The following is a 15,053-nucleotide window of genomic DNA, read 5'->3' on the forward strand; positions in this document are numbered from 1 at the left end:
GAAACTCCAATGGGAATCCTTGAAGTAAAGAACGTGGGCAAGCGCTTCGGCGGTCTACAGGCCCTCTCGGACGTGAACCTCTCGGTTCAGGAAAACAGCGTCCATGCCATCATCGGGCCGAACGGCGCGGGCAAGTCCACCCTGCTCAATTGCTTCGTGGGCAAGCTGATCCCGGATACCGGCAGCGTGATGTTCAACGGCCAGTCGGTGCTCGGCCTCAAACCGCACCAGATCAACCAGATGGGCATCTCCCGCGTGTTCCAGACGCCCGAGATTTTCTCCGACCTCGACGTGATGGAAAATGTGATGATCTCGTGCTTTGCGCGGCGCGACGGATCGTTCCGGATGCATCCGTTCGAAACCGTGGCCCACGAGACGGATATCGTCGAACAGGCCGAGAAGATGTTGACCGAGGTGAACATGATCGACAAGCGGCACATGCACGCGTCGTCCCTGTCACGCGGCGACAAACGGCGCCTGGAGATGGCGATGTGCCTTGCACAGGAGCCCAAGCTCCTCCTCCTTGACGAGCCGACGGCGGGCATGGCCCGCGCCGACACGAACAACACGATCGACCTGCTCAAGGAGATCCGGGAGAAGCGCGATATCACGATGGCAATCATCGAGCATGACATGCACGTCGTGTTCTCGCTTGCCGACCGGATCACGGTGCTTGCCCAAGGCACGCCGCTGGTCGAGGATACGCCCGAGAACATCAAGGGCCATCCGAAGGTGAAAGAAGCCTACCTTGGTGAGGCTGCGTAAGGAGATGAGGGACATGAACGAACAAGTCGTCGGAGAGGCCAAGCGCCGCGAGCCGGTCGATCACTCCAAGAATGCCAACCAGGCCACGACCGCGCCCGCGTTCTTCTCCTGCTGGGATATCCACGCCTACTATGGCGAAAGCTACATCGTGCAGGGTGTGACCTTTAACATTCACGAAGGCGAAATTCTGGCGCTTCTGGGCCGCAACGGCGCCGGCAAGACCTCGACCCTGCGCGCAATCGCCCGAACAGGCAGTCCGCTGGTGACCAAAGGTGAGATCTGGCTCGACCATAAGCCGTTGCACGAGATGGCGTCCTATGAGGCCGCACAACACGGGCTTGCGCTCGTGCCCGAGGATCGCCGGATCATTCAGGGCCTGACTGTCGAAGAAAACCTCCAACTCGCCCAGATCGCGCCGCCCATCGGTTGGTCGCTGGAGCGCGTTTATGAGCTTTTCCCGCGTCTGAAGGAGCGCCGCAAGCAGGAGGGCACCACCCTCTCCGGCGGTGAACAACAGATGCTCGCCATTGCGCGCGCACTAGTGCGCGACATCAAGGTGCTCCTGCTCGACGAGCCTTACGAGGGCCTTGCTCCCGTGATCGTCGACGAGATCGAGAAGACGCTCAACGTCATTAAGGCGCAGGGCATCACCACGGTCCTTGTCGAACAGAACGCGGTCCGGGCACTGGAACTCGCCGATCGGGCCGTTATCCTCGACACTGGCACCGTCGTTTACGACGGCAGCGCCAAGGAGGTGCTCGAAAACGAGCAGCTTCGGCAGGAATACCTGGCCATCTGAGCCAGAGCTCCGGCGCGCCGGGAGGGTGCGCCGTTTCTCCTTTCACGGGCGTCCCAAGGGGCGTCCGTCAACCTGAAAAAGACCCGGCAGGAGGAGGACCGACAATGTCCGACAAGACCTACGCCCCATCCCAAGACTTCGTAAAGAACGCCCGCATCGACGCCGCGACATATGACGACTGGTACGCGAAATCGGTGAATGACCCGGATGCGTTCTGGCGCGAGCACATGACGCGTCTGGACTGGATCAAGACGCCGACCAAGATCAAGAACACTTCGTTCGATTACCACAACGTGTCGATCAAATGGTTCGAGGACGGCGAGTTGAACGTCTCGGTCAACTGCGTCGACCGCCACCTGCCCACGCGCGGAGACCAGACTGCGATCATCTGGGAATCCGACGACCCGAATGTCGATACGAAAATCACCTACAACGAACTGTCGGAGAAGGTGAACAAGTTCGCCAACGTGCTCAAGGGTCTGGGCGTCGGCAAGGGCGACCGGGTAGTGCTTTACCTCCCGATGATCCCCGAGGCCGCCTACGCAATGCTTGCCTGCACGCGCATCGGTGCGGTCCACTCGATCGTCTTCGCGGGCTTCTCGCCCGAGGCGCTGGCAGCCCGTGTGTCGGGCTGTGAGGCCAAGCTCATCATCACGGCGGACGAAGCCCCACGTGGTGGGCGCGCGACGCCGCTCAAGAAAAACGTGGACAAGGCGCGCGAACATTGCGGTGACGTGGCCTGCCTCGTGGTCGAGCGCACCGGTGCCGACATCGCGCTGCGCGACAGCGACCACGGCTATACCGCGCTTATGGAAAATGCTTCGGCAGAGTGCGACCCGGAGCCGATGAACGCGGAAGACCCGCTCTTCATCCTTTACACCTCCGGCTCCACCGGTGCACCCAAGGGCGTCGTGCATACGACGGGCGGCTACCTGCTTTTCGCGTCGCTGACACACGAAATCACGTTCGACTACCACGATGGTGACGTCTACTGGTGCACGGCCGATGTGGGCTGGGTCACTGGCCACAGCTATATCGTCTATGGCCCGCTCGCAAACGGCGCGACCACGCTGATGTTCGAAGGCGTGCCAACCTACCCGGATGCCGGCCGGTTCTGGGCCGTGTGCGAAAAACATAAAGTGAACCAATTCTACACCGCCCCCACCGCGATCCGCGCCCTCATGGGTCAAGGCACGGAATGGGTGACCAAGTATGACTTGTCGGACCTCAAGGTGCTGGGCACCGTGGGTGAACCGATCAACCCGGAAGCGTGGAACTGGTACAACGATGTCGTCGGCAAGGGGAATTGCCCCATCGTCGACACCTGGTGGCAGACGGAAACCGGCGGTCACATGATGACCCCCCTGCCCGGCGCCCACGCGACCAAACCCGGCGCGGCCATGAAACCGTTCTTCGGCGTTCAGCCCGTCGTGCTGGAGCCAACGACCGGACAGGAGATCAAGGAAACCGCCTGCGAAGGCGTCCTTTGCATCGCCGACAGCTGGCCCGGCCAGATGCGCACGGTTTACGGCGACCACGAACGCTTCGTCAAAACCTACTTCTCGGACTACAAGGGCTACTACTTCGCCGGTGACGGCTGCCGGCGCGATGCGGACGGCGACTATTGGATCACCGGCCGCGTGGACGACGTCATCAACGTGTCTGGCCACCGCATGGGCACCGCCGAGGTGGAAAGCGCTCTGGTGGCCCACTCCAAGGTGTCCGAGGCCGCCGTCGTAGGCTTCCCGCACGAGATCAAGGGACAAGGCATTTATTGCTACGTCACCCTGATGGAAGGCGAGGAATACACCGACGAACTCAAGACCGAATTGCGCAACTGGGTTCGGACAGAAATCGGCCCGATCGCATCGCCCGACTACATCCAGTGGGCCCCAGGTCTGCCGAAAACGCGTTCGGGCAAGATCATGCGGCGAATCCTGCGCAAGATCGCCGAGAACGACTACGGCGCACTCGGTGACACTTCGACCTTGGCCGACCCGTCCGTGGTCGACGAACTGATCGAGAACCGCAAACAAGACTGAACTTTGCCCTCTTGGCGCCTGCCAAGGCGCCCCGCAGATCCGATAGGCCGGTGCTGATAGCGCCGGCCTTTTTCACGCCGATCTCACAACCAATTGACTCAAAAGTGTTTTCCGGAGAGCCACCGCTAATCTCCGCGACGCAGGAACAATTGTTCGTTCCCGGCATTGTCCCATCAAGGCGCGCAACGCGCCACGACAAGAGGAGATTACCCAATGAAACCGCTCAACAAGACACTGATGACCTCGGCTGCCGCTCTGGTTCTGGTCGCGGGCTCCGCATTCGCGCAGGATGTCTCGACTGACACGGAAGTCGACGGCGATATGGCTACCGACAGCACCACCATGAATTCCGACACCGACATGTCGACGGACATGGAGGCGACCGGCGACGACATGACCGCCGACGCCGAGATGGAAACCGAGACCGAACTGGAATCGGACGTGGAGACCGCTGCTGAAGAGACCGGCGAAGCCCTTGAGAACACGGCTGAAGACGTAGCTGATGCGGCCGAAAACACGGCCGAAGACATCGAGGAAGGCGCCGAAGACATGGCCGCCGACGCCGAGAACACGATGGAAGAAGCCGGCGACGAGATGGGCGACATGGCTGCCGACGCCGAAGCTGAAGTCGAAGGCGAGATGGACGGTGAAATGTCCGCCGAGGCTGGCATGATCGACTCCGACCTCGAGGCGGCTGCCGACATCGAAATCTCGAGCCTGATCGGCACCAGCGTCGTGTCGCAGGACGGCAATGACATCGGTGAGATCGATAACTTCGTCATGGCCGACAACAAGGTCTGGGCCGTCATCGGTATCGGCGGTTTCCTGGGCATCGGCGAACACGACGTCGCCGTCGACCTTGAGCACCTCGCCGTGAACGAATCCTCCGACGAAGGCGAAGTCACCGAGTTCATGATCACCGGCTACACTGAAGCCGATCTTGAAGCGATGGAAGAATTCGACAGCGAAACTGCGACGGTGATCGACTCCACGTCGAGCCTGCGTGCCGCTTCGGGTTCGTAAGACATATCACTCACGGACGTGTTCACGTTCGCGACCGGCGCACGGCCCCCGTGCGCCGGTCTTTTCATGTCGGCCACGGCGGGAGCATCTTCACGTCGCGAGGGCAACCCAGATCAGGGCCGCCCCCCAGACAGCGAAGCCCGCAGCACTCATCGTCAAAGTCGTGCCCACCGTTTTCGGTGTCTTCAGGGTCAGCTCCGGCACCGCGATCAGGGAGGCGCCCTTGGCCACCGCGGCCACGCCGAGCAATGATACCAGCACTTGGCCGACCCCGCCCCAGGCCCAGTGGTTGACCAGGATCAGCATCCCGACCACGAAATGCACGGCACCGGACAAGTTCAGCAGCACCGGATCGGCATCCGCATTGCCCAAGACCATCCGTTCATAAAACCGGCGCGAGACGAGGAAACCGATGGCGGTCACCAACAGGTAGGGGCCGGCAATCAGGGCGATCGTCTGGGTCACTGGCCCGCGTCCCGTTTCGCGATCATCAACTCAACCCGCCTTAGCGCGCGCAGAACCCGGTCAGCTTGTATCTGAGGCATGAGGCTGAGTTTCAGCACGGTCGCCATCAGCGCAAGCGTGGCCGCCGTGATCCCCCATTTCACAGCGACCAATGTATCGGTCGCCCCGTAGAACTCGATCCCGCACCAGACCGCCGCGACAAACATCGTGGTCTGCACGATCATCACCACCCAAGTGACCCAGCCGAGTTTGCCCCGGAACTGGTCGAGGCTGAGGGCGAACCAGCCGCGTTCCGCCGTGGCCTCGGCGATGGCCCGGTCCTCTTCGGACAGGGCCTCTTCGATCAGCCGGTCAATCCTGTTCATCGTCGTCTCCTTCCAGAATGGCGCGCAACTTGCGCCGGGAATGCATGAGGCGGGTTTTCACGGTCCCGACCGGCACGTCGAGCGCGGTCGCGACCTCCCCCACCGTGAGGTCTTCGAGGTAGAAAAGAGCGATGGTGGCGGCCTGATCGCGTGGCAGCGTGGCAATCGCCGCCCGCACCCGGACAGCGTCCGATGCCTGCGGCCCGGCCTCATCGACCGAAGTCTCGGCCTCTTCGGCCCAGGCGGCCGCGACCGCCCGCCCCCGCTGGCGCCGCGCGATTTCGCGCGCGACACGGCGGGTCACGATCCTCAGCGCCCAAGGCAGAAAGGCGTGATCGTCGCGCAGGCTCTTGAGCCCGCGCATGATCTCGACCCAAGCCTCCTGCACCACATCCCGCGCCGCCTCCCGGTCGCCCAGGAGCCGGACCGCGTGGGCCATCAGCCGGTCGCCCCGCAGCGCCACGAGCCGTGACAAGTCCCGCCGATCCCCGGCCCGCGCCGAGGCGACAAGATACGCCTCCAGCGCTCGGATCCGAGGGTCCATCGTCACATTTCTCCCGTTACAGGGGAGAGTGCACGCGACGCGGGTTTCGGTTCAATCCTATTGGGCGGTCCAGCCGCCGTCGACGGGAACCGTAACGCCCGTGATGTTGTGCGCGGCATCGGAACACAGAAACAGGGCCAATGCGCCAAGGTCCGATGTCTGCGTCATGCGCAGCGACGGCTGCTTCTCGGACAGCAGATCAGCAATCCCCGCGTCCCGGTCGCCGCCGTGCTCCGTTGCCTTGGCCTGAATCTGGCTTTCGATCAGCGCCGTCTCGGTGAAACCCGGTCCGATGCAGTTGACGGTCACCCCGCCCTTGGCCGGATCGCCCTTGGAGGCATATTCGAGGGCCACGACCTTGGACATGCCGACGAGCCCGTGCTTGGCCGCGACATAGGGGGATTTCTCCTTGGACGCGACGAGCCCGTGGACCGAAGCGATGTTGACCACGCGCCCATAGCCGCGCTCGGCCATCTTCGGCAATGCCGCCTTCATCGTGTGGAAGCAGGCCGACAGCATGATCGCGATGATCGCGTCCCATTTTTCGTCCGGCATGTCCTCGATCGGGGCGGTGTGCTGAATGCCTGCGTTGTTCACGAGAATGTCGACCGGCCCCCAGCCCTCGACCTCCGCCATGAGGTCGCGCACGTTCTGCGCCTTGGAAACGTCGGCGCCGAAGAACTTCGCCTCCGGCGCACCCGCGTCCAGCACCGCCTTGACCGCGTCATCCGCGCCCGCGTCGCCCGGCAGCGAATGGAGCGCGATACGCGCCCCGGCACGCGCGAGTTCAAGCGCGATGCCCAGCCCAATGCCCGAGGCCGAGCCAGTGATGAGGGCGGTTTTTCCGTTAAGTGAGGTCATGCGTCCATCTCCTTGAGCCGCTCCCGCAGCTCGGTTTTCAGTACTTTGCCATAGTTGTTTTTCGGCAATTCATCGGTGAAAAAATAGGCCTTGGGCCGCTTGAAACGTGCGATTTGTGCAAGAACATGCGCATCCAGGGCCGCCTCGTCCACACCGTCCGCAACGACGAAGGCCACGATATCCTCACCCCATTCCGCAGAAGGCCGCCCGACGACCGACACCTCCCGCACCTCCGGATGGGTTAGGAGCGCCTCCTCCACTTCGCGCGGATAGACGTTCGTGCCGCCGGAGATGATGACATCTTTGGAGCGGTCCCTGAGCGTGAGATATCCGTGCGTGTCGAGAAAGCCCATGTCTCCGGTCATCAGCCAACCGTTTTGGATCGTCTTGGCGGTGGCCTCGGGGTTCTGCCAGTACCCCGGCATCACCGTATGGCCCCGGACCATAATCTCGCCTACGTCGCCAGGTGCAACCGGGTTTCCCTCCGCATCTCCGATTGCCACCTCGACCACTGATTGCGCTCGGCCCACGCTGGCCAGCCGGTCATGCCAGTCGGGGTGGACCCGATCCGCAACTTCGGCGCGCGAGAGCGCGCTGATCGACATGGGGCATTCCCCCTGCCCGTAGATCTGGACAAACTTCGGCCCGAACCAATCGACCGCTTCTTCGATGTCCGAGACGTACATCGGCCCGCCCCCATAAACGACGGTCTTGATCCCTTGCGCACGATCTCCTGCCGCCTTGGCCGCATCCGTGATCCGTCGAACCATCGTCGGCGCCATGAACATATGGAGCGGTCCCTGAGCCCTCGCCGCGGCGAGAAGTTCACCCGTGTCGAATCCGCCAGACGGGGGGCAGATGTGGCGCGCGCCCTTCAGAACGTGAACCAACGCGTAAAGCCCGGCGCCATGGCTCATCGGCGCCATGTAGTAAGCCCCGTCCTCGGGTGAGACCTCGTCGACGTCGGCGAGATAGGAGAGCGACATCGTAGACAGCATACCGTGAGTGATGATGACACCCTTGGGCCGGCCGGTGGTCCCGGAGGTGAAGAACAACCAGGCGAGGTCATCGGCGGCCCGTGGCGCGATCTCTCGCGGCTCGCCTGCGGCCATCTCGAACAATGTATCCATCCCGAAGATCGGCGTGTCGACGATATCGGCGAGGCCTTCCGCCAACCCGTCCGTCGCGAAAACCGCCCTGGCCTGCGTGTCCTGGAGGATCACCTGCGCCTCGCGAGGATGCAGCTTGGCATTGATCGGTACGGCCGCCGCACCCGCGATCCATATCCCGTAGAGCGCGATAAGGTAGTCCGGCACGTTCTTCATGAAGAGCGCCACCCGGTCGCCCGGCGCGATGCCCCGCGCGCTCAACCCCTCGGCCACGCCCGCTGCGGCACGTTGGAACGCGGCATAATCGGCCACGCAGGTCTCGCCGCGAAACAGCGCCGGACGCTCTCCCGCGACCGCCGCGACCCGTTCCAGCCAAAGTGCCAGGTTCATGTCCCGATCCTCCCAGTGGCAGAGCCTATGCGGCACATGCGCCACGCGCCAGTCCGTAGAGTTGCGTAGTTATTGATCGTCCGGTCAAATCCATGCACTCTGGCCCTCCGCTCACGCACCGGGGGACGATCACATGACCACGGCGAAACCCGCCACGCGCATCCAGAGGCGCAATCGCGAAACCATCCGCGAGGCGGCGCTGGACGTGTTCTCACAGCACGGCTTCCGGGGTGCGACGCTGGACCAGATCGCGCAGGCGGCGGGGCTCTCCAAGCCCAACCTCCTTTATTACTTCCCCTCGAAGGAGGCGATCCATGTCGAGTTGCTCGCCCACCTGATGACCGACTGGCTCGAGCCGCTTCGCGCTCTGGATGCGACGGGCGACCCGGTGGAAGAGATCGTGGCGTACGTCCTTCGCAAGCTGGACATGTCGCGTGAAATGCCCCGCGAAAGCCGGCTGTTCGCCAATGAGATCGTTCAGGGCGCGCCGCGTATCATGGAGTTGATCACAAGCGATTTGCGTCCGCTTGTGGACGAAAAGGCAGGCGTGATCGCGGCTTGGGCCCAGGCGGGCAAGATCGCGCCGGTCGACCCCTATCACCTGATCTTTTCGATCTGGTCGACGACACAACACTACGCGGATTTCGACATCCAGGTGCGCGGGGTTCTGGGAGTTCAGGGGAGCGAGCATTTCGACGACGCGCGCGCGTTCCTCACTCATCTCTACACCAGCGCCCTCGCGCCCGCGCGGCAAGGTCTTGTTAACCACTAGGCCCGGATTCTGTGGACAAGCACGCGTTCGCTACCGAAAATCGAAGGACGCATACGGTGGGGGCACCGTAGTCGGAGCAAGGAAATGGAGATTTCCGGACCATCCCCCTTGGGCACCAAGGCCGCCTATGCCGTGCCATACCAAGAGACGCGCCCCGTCGATGTGCGCAAGGTGCAGGCCCAGAGCGCCACGACAGACGCGGGCACCGACGCGCACGAACGACCGGAGCAGGAGGCTAAGGCGGCCGCTTCGCGCGACATTCTTGCGTTGAGGCGTGCCGTCGCTCAGGGACAACGACCTGCCGGCCCACCGCCCTCCTTCGAAGTGAGCTTGCTGGAGGTGGAAGGTGACCTGAAACAGAAGCTCGCGCGCATGGAGGCCGAGCGCACCGCCGAGCGTGATGCGGCAGGCGTTCAGGGCCAACCGAGCATACCGGAAAACGCCTTGGCATCATCGGGCGATGTGACCGAACCCCGTACGCCGAGCGGCACAGAAACAAATGGTCCAGAAGCAGCCGAATCAGACTGACGCAGACCCGCCCACCACTGTAGACGGGTGGCCCAATCTGTTCGCAATGCCTTTCCTCCACGGTTCTGCCGTCCTATAAGCGGGGAAATGTAACGACCCCGCGTGAGACGGGGGTTCAGGCTCGAGGACGGTATGACCAAGAAATCCCACGACAGCGACGTCGCCTTCATTCAGGCACTTGCCGAGCTTCTGCGCGAAAACGATCTCACGGAACTCGAGGTCAAGCGGGAGTACGGCGAGGCAGACCGGCTCAATGTGCGCGTTTCGCGCGGTGGCACCGTGCAGACCTTCGCGGCCCCCGCAGCGCCCGCGCCTGCTGCTCCCGCCGCGCCTGCGGCCCCGGCGGCGCCCGCCGCCGCACCGTCTGGCGAGGAGGACCCCGCCAGCCATCCCGGCGCCGTCACCTCGCCCATGGTCGGCACGATCTATCTTCAGGCTGAACCGGGCACTCCCGCCTTCGTGAAGCCCGGCGACAAGGTTGCCGAGGGTGACACGCTCCTCATCGTCGAGGCGATGAAGACCATGAATCAAATTCCCGCGCCGCGTGCGGGCACCGTGAAACGCATCCTCGTCGAAGATGGCTCGCCGGTCGAATTCGGCGCGCCGCTCATGATCATCGAGTAAGGCAGCACCCGGCATGTTCGACAAGATCCTGATCGCCAACAGGGGCGAGATCGCCCTTCGCGTCATCCGCGCCGCCCGCGAGATGGGGATTGCCTCGGTCGCCGTCCATTCGACTGCCGACGCCGACGCGATGCACGTCCGCATGGCCGACGAAAGTGTCTGCATCGGTCCGCCGCCGAGTCCGCAATCCTACCTCTCGATCCCGGGCATCATCGCGGCCTGCGAAGTGACAGGGGCGCAGGCGATCCACCCCGGCTACGGCTTCCTCTCCGAGAACGCCAATTTCGTACAGATCGTCGAGGACCATGACCTGACCTTCATCGGCCCGTCGGCTGCGCATATCCGGATGATGGGCGATAAGATCACCGCAAAGGAAACCGCCGAGAAGCTGGGGATCCCGGTCGTCCCGGGCTCCAAGGGCGGCGTTCCCGACATCGAAACGGCCAAGAAGGTCGCGGGCGAAATGGGCTACCCGGTCATCGTCAAGGCGACCGCGGGTGGCGGAGGGCGCGGTATGAAGGTGGCCGAGAGCGAGGCGAAGCTCGAAACCGCTTTCCGCACGGCGCGCACGGAATCCAAGGCCGCCTTCGGCAACGACGAAGTCTATATCGAGAAATACCTCCAGAAGCCGCGCCATATCGAGGTGCAGGTCTTCGGCGACGGCAAAGGCGGCGGCGTCCATTTGGGTGAGCGCGACTGCTCGCTCCAGCGGCGCCACCAAAAAGTTTTCGAGGAAGCGCCCGGCCCCGCCATCAGCGAGGAGGAGCGTAACCGCATCGGCGGCATCTGCGCCAAGGCCATCGCGGAGATGGGCTATTCCGGCGCCGGCACGATCGAGTTTCTCTACGAGAACGGAGAGTTCTTCTTTATCGAAATGAATACGCGGCTCCAGGTCGAACACCCTGTGACCGAGGGTATCTTCGGAGTCGACCTCGTGCGCGAACAGATCCGCGTGGCCGAAGGTCTGGGACTGTCGTTCACGCAGGACGACCTGCAGATCAACGGTCATGCGATCGAGATCCGGATCAACGCCGAGAAACTTCCGAACTTCTCGCCCAGTCCCGGCCGGATCACCCAGTATCATGCGCCCGGCGGCCTCGGCGTGCGGATGGATTCGGCACTTTACGATGGCTATTCGATCCCGCCCTACTACGACAGCCTGATCGGCAAGCTCATCGTTCACGGTCGCGACCGGCCCGAGGCGCTCGCCCGCCTTGCCCGTGCGCTTGGCGAGCTCGTGGTGGACGGCGTCGATACGACCATTCCGCTCTTCCACGCCCTGCTGGGGGAAGAAGACATCCTGACCGGAAATTACGATATCCACTGGCTGGAGCACTGGCTGGCGAAGAACTTGGGCTGATGGCATGTCCGGCCCGCGCGACAGGCTGACCCCGGAAATCCTGCTCCACGCATATGCCTCGGGCATTTTTCCAATGGCCGAGGACGCGACTGACACGGGCGTTTTCTGGGTCGACCCCAAGTTCCGTGGCATCCTCCCGCTCGACGGCTTTCACCTATCCCGCTCGCTCGCCCGCACGATCCGACGGGGCGGTTTCCGCGCCGGACTGAACGAAGATTTCGAGGGCGTGGTCGAGGGCTGCGCGGACCGCTCCACCACATGGATCAACGATCAGATCTTTGACGGGTATCGAAAGCTGCACCGGCGCGGTCGTGCCCATTCGCTCGAGGTGTGGGAGGGCGAAGCGCTCGTCGGTGGCGTCTATGGCGTCACGCTCGGCCGCGCTTTTTTTGGTGAAAGCATGTTCTCGCGCCGCCGGGACGCGTCAAAAGTCGCGCTGGCGACACTTGTGGTGCATCTCGCCCAAACCGGCTTTACGCTTTTCGACACGCAGTTCATCACGAGCCACCTCGCAACGCTCGGCGGCGTAGAGATTCCGCGCGCCCAGTACCATTTGTTGCTCCGCGAAGCACTTGCGGACGGCGAGGCGGACATCACCTCACGCCCCCTGCCCGATCCTCACTCGGTTGTGCAGCGCATTACCCAGACGTCGAACCGCGAATGATCGAGCGCCGAGAGCGCCGGCGAAGACGCCACCATCCAGCCGTCGAACAACGCCTGCTCTTCGTTTCCATCCCGGATCACGAGGTGCGCGAAGGCATCGCCCTGCGGGTTGTCGGTCGGGTAGCGGCATTCGGCCAACGTGACCTGAAGCCATCCCAGCTCTCCGGTCTCGCCCTCTGACAGGTCCAGGTCGATTGAGGACCCTGCGAGCTTGTCCAGCCCCCGCAGCACCGCTCCGGTACCCGACGTCACCTCCGGGCCTTCCTGCACGGTCGTCACGGTTTCTCCCTCGCCCTCGCGCAGGGGCGCGTTCGGGTCGATAGGGTTGCCGAATTCGTCGAACGGCACGTCCTCCTCGAACACCTGGTCCTCGGGCGTGTCGAGCGGCTCTTCGCCCTCGATGACGTCGAGCGGTTCGAACTGCCCGTCGTCCTGGGCACGCGCAGGGGCCGCGGCGGCGAGTGCTGCGGCGAGAATAACGATGGTCGGGCGCATTACCGCCTCCCGTTCAACTGTTCGATGATGAAGTCCATGAGGCCCTGTTCAGGTGCGGCGGTGCGAAACCGCCCCCCGGCCTCGAGCGGGAACGCTGACTGCCCCGGAATGATTTCCACGAAACTGCCGCCCAGAAGGCCCTCGGATGCTACTACCGCAAGGCTGTCCTCCGGAAAGGTGAAGGCAGGGTCGACGGTCAGCTCGGTCTCCGCCGAGAATGTCTCTGGGTTCAATGCAAGCCAGCTCACCCGGCCCACTTTGACGCCCGCGACGCGGACGTCCGATCCGACCTGAACGCCGCGCGCGGACACGAGACTCACCCGGTAGTCCTCGGTCGCATTGTTCCCGCCGAACCAGCCGATCACACCACCCGCATAGAGAAGGAATCCGACCGCGACGGCCAGCACAACGCCGCCGGCGACGGTTTCGGCAATCTCGCTTCGGCTGATCATGCGGACCCCCAGAGGCAGCTTATTCGGGCTGCCAGGCCTCGTAGTCCGAGCGCTCGACGGGCCGTTCATTTCGGATCGAGCCTGCGGGCACATAGGCCATGGCGGTGCCGGTCATGTTGTCCACATGCGGCTTTTCCCAGTCCTTGTGCGCCAGGGGCGAATTTTCCGGATTTTCGTCGAACGTGCGATGCAGCCACCCGTGCCAGTCGGCCGAAATGCGACTGGCCTCCGGCTCGCCCGCGTAGCAGACCCAGCGTTTGCTGTCGTCCTTGGTGCGGTAGAAAATGTTGCCCTGCGCATCCTCGCCCACCTTCACGCCTTTGCGCCAAGTGTAGAGACGGGTGCCGAGGGTTTCTTCATGCCACCAGGTCAGAAGAGACAGGATGAACCGCATTGGATGCCTCCGGATTAGACCTGTCCCGTATGGCCCAAAGCCCCGGCGAGGTCCAGCCCGATTGGCGCAGATGGGCGGAGATCCGTCTGGACAGTTTCGTTCAGTTGTCGTGACAAAGCCATCAAATCGGCCAGATTGTCCCGCATACATAACCAATATTTGAAAGTAACCATTGAGGAGAGCAGCAATGTTCGAATTCCACAACCTCGGTGCGATCGCCGCCGGCGCCGTATTGATTGGCGCCCTGCAACTGCAGGGACACGGCATGGACGCCTACGAAACAGAGCGCGAGACGGGCGCGAAAAGCGTAACCATTTCGTCCCGCGCCACAACCGACCATGTCATGCAGTCGAGCAGTGGGCTGGACGCCTTTGCGCGCAGCGACCGTGAGCCGCCAGAGTTATATCAGAAAGCGATGGTCCTGTGGGATCGCGCCACGGAAGAGATGATCGAAACGGGGCGCGTGATCCTCGCCTCTCTCACGGACTGAGGCGCGCGACCGCTTCGATCTCGATCTTCATCTCGGGCTTCATGAGCCGCGCCTCGATCATCGTGGCAGCCGGACGGGCAGTAGCGAACGCCTGAGACAGGACGGGCCAGCAGGCTTCGAAATCGTTTCCGTCCGGCAGAATGTATTTCACCTGCACCACGTCATCCAGGTTCCCACCTGCCTCCGCCAATGCGCGGCTTATCGTGGCAAGCGCATTGGCAGCTTGTTCGGCGATGGCCTCGGGCATCTCCATTGTCGCATAGTCGTAGCCGGTCGTGCCGGATACGAAGACCCAGCCATCCACCGCCACAGCGCGGGAGTAGCCGATCTGCGCCTCGAACGGCGAACCGGAACTGATACGTTGGCGGGTCATGTGCGCTCGCCCGGGCCCCACCGGCGCATCATGTCAGATCCTTGAAATAGCGCGCCACTGGCCATTGCTTGTAACCCGCTTTTTCATAAGTACGGCGGGCGGGTGCGTGGCCACGGTCGCCGACAGTTTCAACCATCACAATGTCTGCTCCCGCAGCGCGGATTTCAGCTTCACAATGGGCCATCAAGGCCGCACCAATGCCTTTCCGTTGGTGGTCGGGCGCGACTGCGATAATGAGAATCTCGCCCATCCGGTCTTCGGGGTGCAACTTGATGCCTGCAAACGCTGCGAGCGCATCGCCCGCGCGGACCACCCAGAACGCCTCGGGTGCTTCGTCGAGAAGGGCGCCAACGTCGGAAACCTGACGTGGCTCCCACCCTTCCGGGTAGAAGGCATCGTAGACGAAACCCGGCACGTCCTGACGCGTCAGTTCAAACACCGGAGCCCAGGCTGCAACCGCGAGGTCACAGACCGCGTCACGGTCGTCCGGCGAATAGGGTTGGATATCGGGGCTCTTGGCCATGGTGCCACGCCCCGGT

General features: G+C 63.2%; 20 protein-coding genes. 10 read left to right on the plus strand and 10 right to left on the minus strand.

Annotated features, from left to right (window positions below; translation table 11 throughout):
- The first annotated feature begins 9 nt into the window (after positions 1-9).
- The 4 genes from B2585_RS18285 (at position 10) to B2585_RS18300 (ending at position 4,629) form a co-directional block, all read left to right on the plus strand.
- On the plus strand, positions 10-765 hold the full coding sequence (locus B2585_RS18285; protein WP_292025373.1) for an ABC transporter ATP-binding protein: 756 nt from the start codon (positions 10-12) through the stop codon (positions 763-765).
- A gap of 13 nt (positions 766-778) precedes the next feature.
- A complete protein-coding gene (locus B2585_RS18290; protein WP_292025374.1) occupies positions 779-1,564 on the plus strand; it encodes an ABC transporter ATP-binding protein in 786 nt (261 codons plus the stop codon).
- 104 nt (positions 1,565-1,668) lie between these two features.
- The gene (gene acs / locus B2585_RS18295) at positions 1,669-3,606 is read left to right on the plus strand and encodes an acetate--CoA ligase (protein WP_292025375.1); all 1,938 of its coding nucleotides are present in this window, start codon (positions 1,669-1,671) and stop codon (positions 3,604-3,606) included.
- Positions 3,607-3,819: 213 nt separating this feature from the next.
- Entirely contained in the window at positions 3,820-4,629 is an 810-nt protein-coding gene (locus B2585_RS18300) for a PRC-barrel domain-containing protein (RefSeq protein WP_292025376.1), read from the plus strand.
- A 90-nt stretch (positions 4,630-4,719) separates the two neighbouring features.
- Here the strand turns inward: B2585_RS18300 and B2585_RS18305 are convergent, their stop codons facing one another.
- Genes B2585_RS18305 through B2585_RS18325 form a run of 5 tightly spaced genes read right to left on the minus strand, consistent with a single transcriptional unit; the run spans position 4,720 to position 8,363 of the window.
- Positions 4,720-5,094, minus strand: coding sequence for a hypothetical protein (locus B2585_RS18305; RefSeq protein ID WP_292025377.1), 375 nt, complete (start codon positions 5,092-5,094; stop codon positions 4,720-4,722).
- Positions 5,091-5,459, minus strand: coding sequence for a DUF6768 family protein (locus B2585_RS18310; protein ID WP_292025378.1), 369 nt, complete (start codon positions 5,457-5,459; stop codon positions 5,091-5,093). The genes B2585_RS18305 and B2585_RS18310 overlap by 4 nt, the downstream gene beginning before the upstream one ends.
- Entirely contained in the window at positions 5,446-6,003 is a 558-nt protein-coding gene (locus B2585_RS18315; RefSeq protein ID WP_292025379.1) for an RNA polymerase sigma factor, read from the minus strand. Before B2585_RS18315 ends, B2585_RS18310 begins: the two co-directional genes overlap by 14 nt.
- Positions 6,004-6,060: 57 nt before the next feature.
- Positions 6,061-6,864 carry a 3-hydroxybutyrate dehydrogenase gene (locus B2585_RS18320; RefSeq protein ID WP_292025380.1) on the minus strand — a complete coding sequence of 268 codons (804 nt, stop codon included), beginning with the start codon at positions 6,862-6,864 and terminating at the stop codon, positions 6,061-6,063.
- Positions 6,861-8,363: a class I adenylate-forming enzyme family protein gene (locus tag B2585_RS18325; RefSeq protein WP_292025381.1), complete on the minus strand. Its 1,503-nt coding sequence runs from the start codon at positions 8,361-8,363 to the stop codon at positions 6,861-6,863. The genes B2585_RS18320 and B2585_RS18325 overlap by 4 nt, the downstream gene beginning before the upstream one ends.
- Positions 8,364-8,496: 133 nt before the next feature.
- Here B2585_RS18325 and B2585_RS18330 point away from each other — a divergent pair, with 133 nt between their 5' ends.
- From B2585_RS18330 to aat, 5 genes are all read left to right on the plus strand, one after another.
- Positions 8,497-9,135: a TetR family transcriptional regulator C-terminal domain-containing protein gene (locus tag B2585_RS18330; protein WP_292025382.1), complete on the plus strand. Its 639-nt coding sequence runs from the start codon at positions 8,497-8,499 to the stop codon at positions 9,133-9,135.
- A gap of 84 nt (positions 9,136-9,219) precedes the next feature.
- On the plus strand, positions 9,220-9,663 hold the full coding sequence (locus B2585_RS18335; RefSeq protein ID WP_292025383.1) for a hypothetical protein: 444 nt from the start codon (positions 9,220-9,222) through the stop codon (positions 9,661-9,663).
- A gap of 132 nt (positions 9,664-9,795) precedes the next feature.
- Positions 9,796-10,287 carry an acetyl-CoA carboxylase biotin carboxyl carrier protein gene (gene accB / locus B2585_RS18340; protein ID WP_292025384.1) on the plus strand — a complete coding sequence of 164 codons (492 nt, stop codon included), beginning with the start codon at positions 9,796-9,798 and terminating at the stop codon, positions 10,285-10,287.
- 13 nt (positions 10,288-10,300) lie between these two features.
- Complete coding sequence (gene accC / locus B2585_RS18345; protein WP_292025385.1) at positions 10,301-11,647, plus strand: acetyl-CoA carboxylase biotin carboxylase subunit; 1,347 nt, start codon at positions 10,301-10,303, stop codon at positions 11,645-11,647.
- Between the two features lie 4 nt (positions 11,648-11,651).
- Positions 11,652-12,311 carry a leucyl/phenylalanyl-tRNA--protein transferase gene (gene aat, locus B2585_RS18350; protein ID WP_292025386.1) on the plus strand — a complete coding sequence of 220 codons (660 nt, stop codon included), beginning with the start codon at positions 11,652-11,654 and terminating at the stop codon, positions 12,309-12,311.
- Here aat and B2585_RS20670 read toward each other — a convergent pair.
- Genes B2585_RS20670 through B2585_RS18365 form a run of 3 tightly spaced genes read right to left on the minus strand, consistent with a single transcriptional unit; the run spans position 12,266 to position 13,651 of the window.
- Positions 12,266-12,805: a DUF2155 domain-containing protein gene (locus B2585_RS20670; protein WP_339717245.1), complete on the minus strand. Its 540-nt coding sequence runs from the start codon at positions 12,803-12,805 to the stop codon at positions 12,266-12,268. The genes aat and B2585_RS20670 overlap by 46 nt on opposite strands.
- On the minus strand, positions 12,805-13,257 hold the full coding sequence (locus tag B2585_RS18360) for an MlaD family protein (protein WP_292025387.1): 453 nt from the start codon (positions 13,255-13,257) through the stop codon (positions 12,805-12,807). The genes B2585_RS20670 and B2585_RS18360 overlap by 1 nt, the downstream gene beginning before the upstream one ends.
- 19 nt (positions 13,258-13,276) lie before the next feature.
- Positions 13,277-13,651 (minus strand): NADH:ubiquinone oxidoreductase subunit NDUFA12, encoded by a 375-nt coding sequence (locus B2585_RS18365; RefSeq protein WP_292025388.1) that lies wholly within the window; start codon positions 13,649-13,651, stop codon positions 13,277-13,279.
- A 187-nt stretch (positions 13,652-13,838) separates the two neighbouring features.
- Here B2585_RS18365 and B2585_RS18370 point away from each other — a divergent pair, with 187 nt between their 5' ends.
- Positions 13,839-14,141, plus strand: a complete 303-nt coding sequence (locus B2585_RS18370) for a hypothetical protein (RefSeq protein ID WP_292025389.1) — start codon at positions 13,839-13,841, stop codon at positions 14,139-14,141.
- On the opposite strand, the gene B2585_RS18375 is transcribed toward B2585_RS18370, so the two are convergent.
- Complete coding sequence (locus tag B2585_RS18375) at positions 14,131-14,514, minus strand: RidA family protein (protein WP_292025390.1); 384 nt, start codon at positions 14,512-14,514, stop codon at positions 14,131-14,133. The genes B2585_RS18370 and B2585_RS18375 overlap by 11 nt on opposite strands.
- 28 nt (positions 14,515-14,542) lie before the next feature.
- Entirely contained in the window at positions 14,543-15,037 is a 495-nt protein-coding gene (locus B2585_RS18380) for a GNAT family N-acetyltransferase (protein ID WP_292025391.1), read from the minus strand.
- Positions 15,038-15,053: the final 16 nt, after the last annotated feature.

This window comes from Maritimibacter sp. UBA3975 (assembly GCF_002384975.1).
Lineage (GTDB): Bacteria > Pseudomonadota > Alphaproteobacteria > Rhodobacterales > Rhodobacteraceae > Maritimibacter.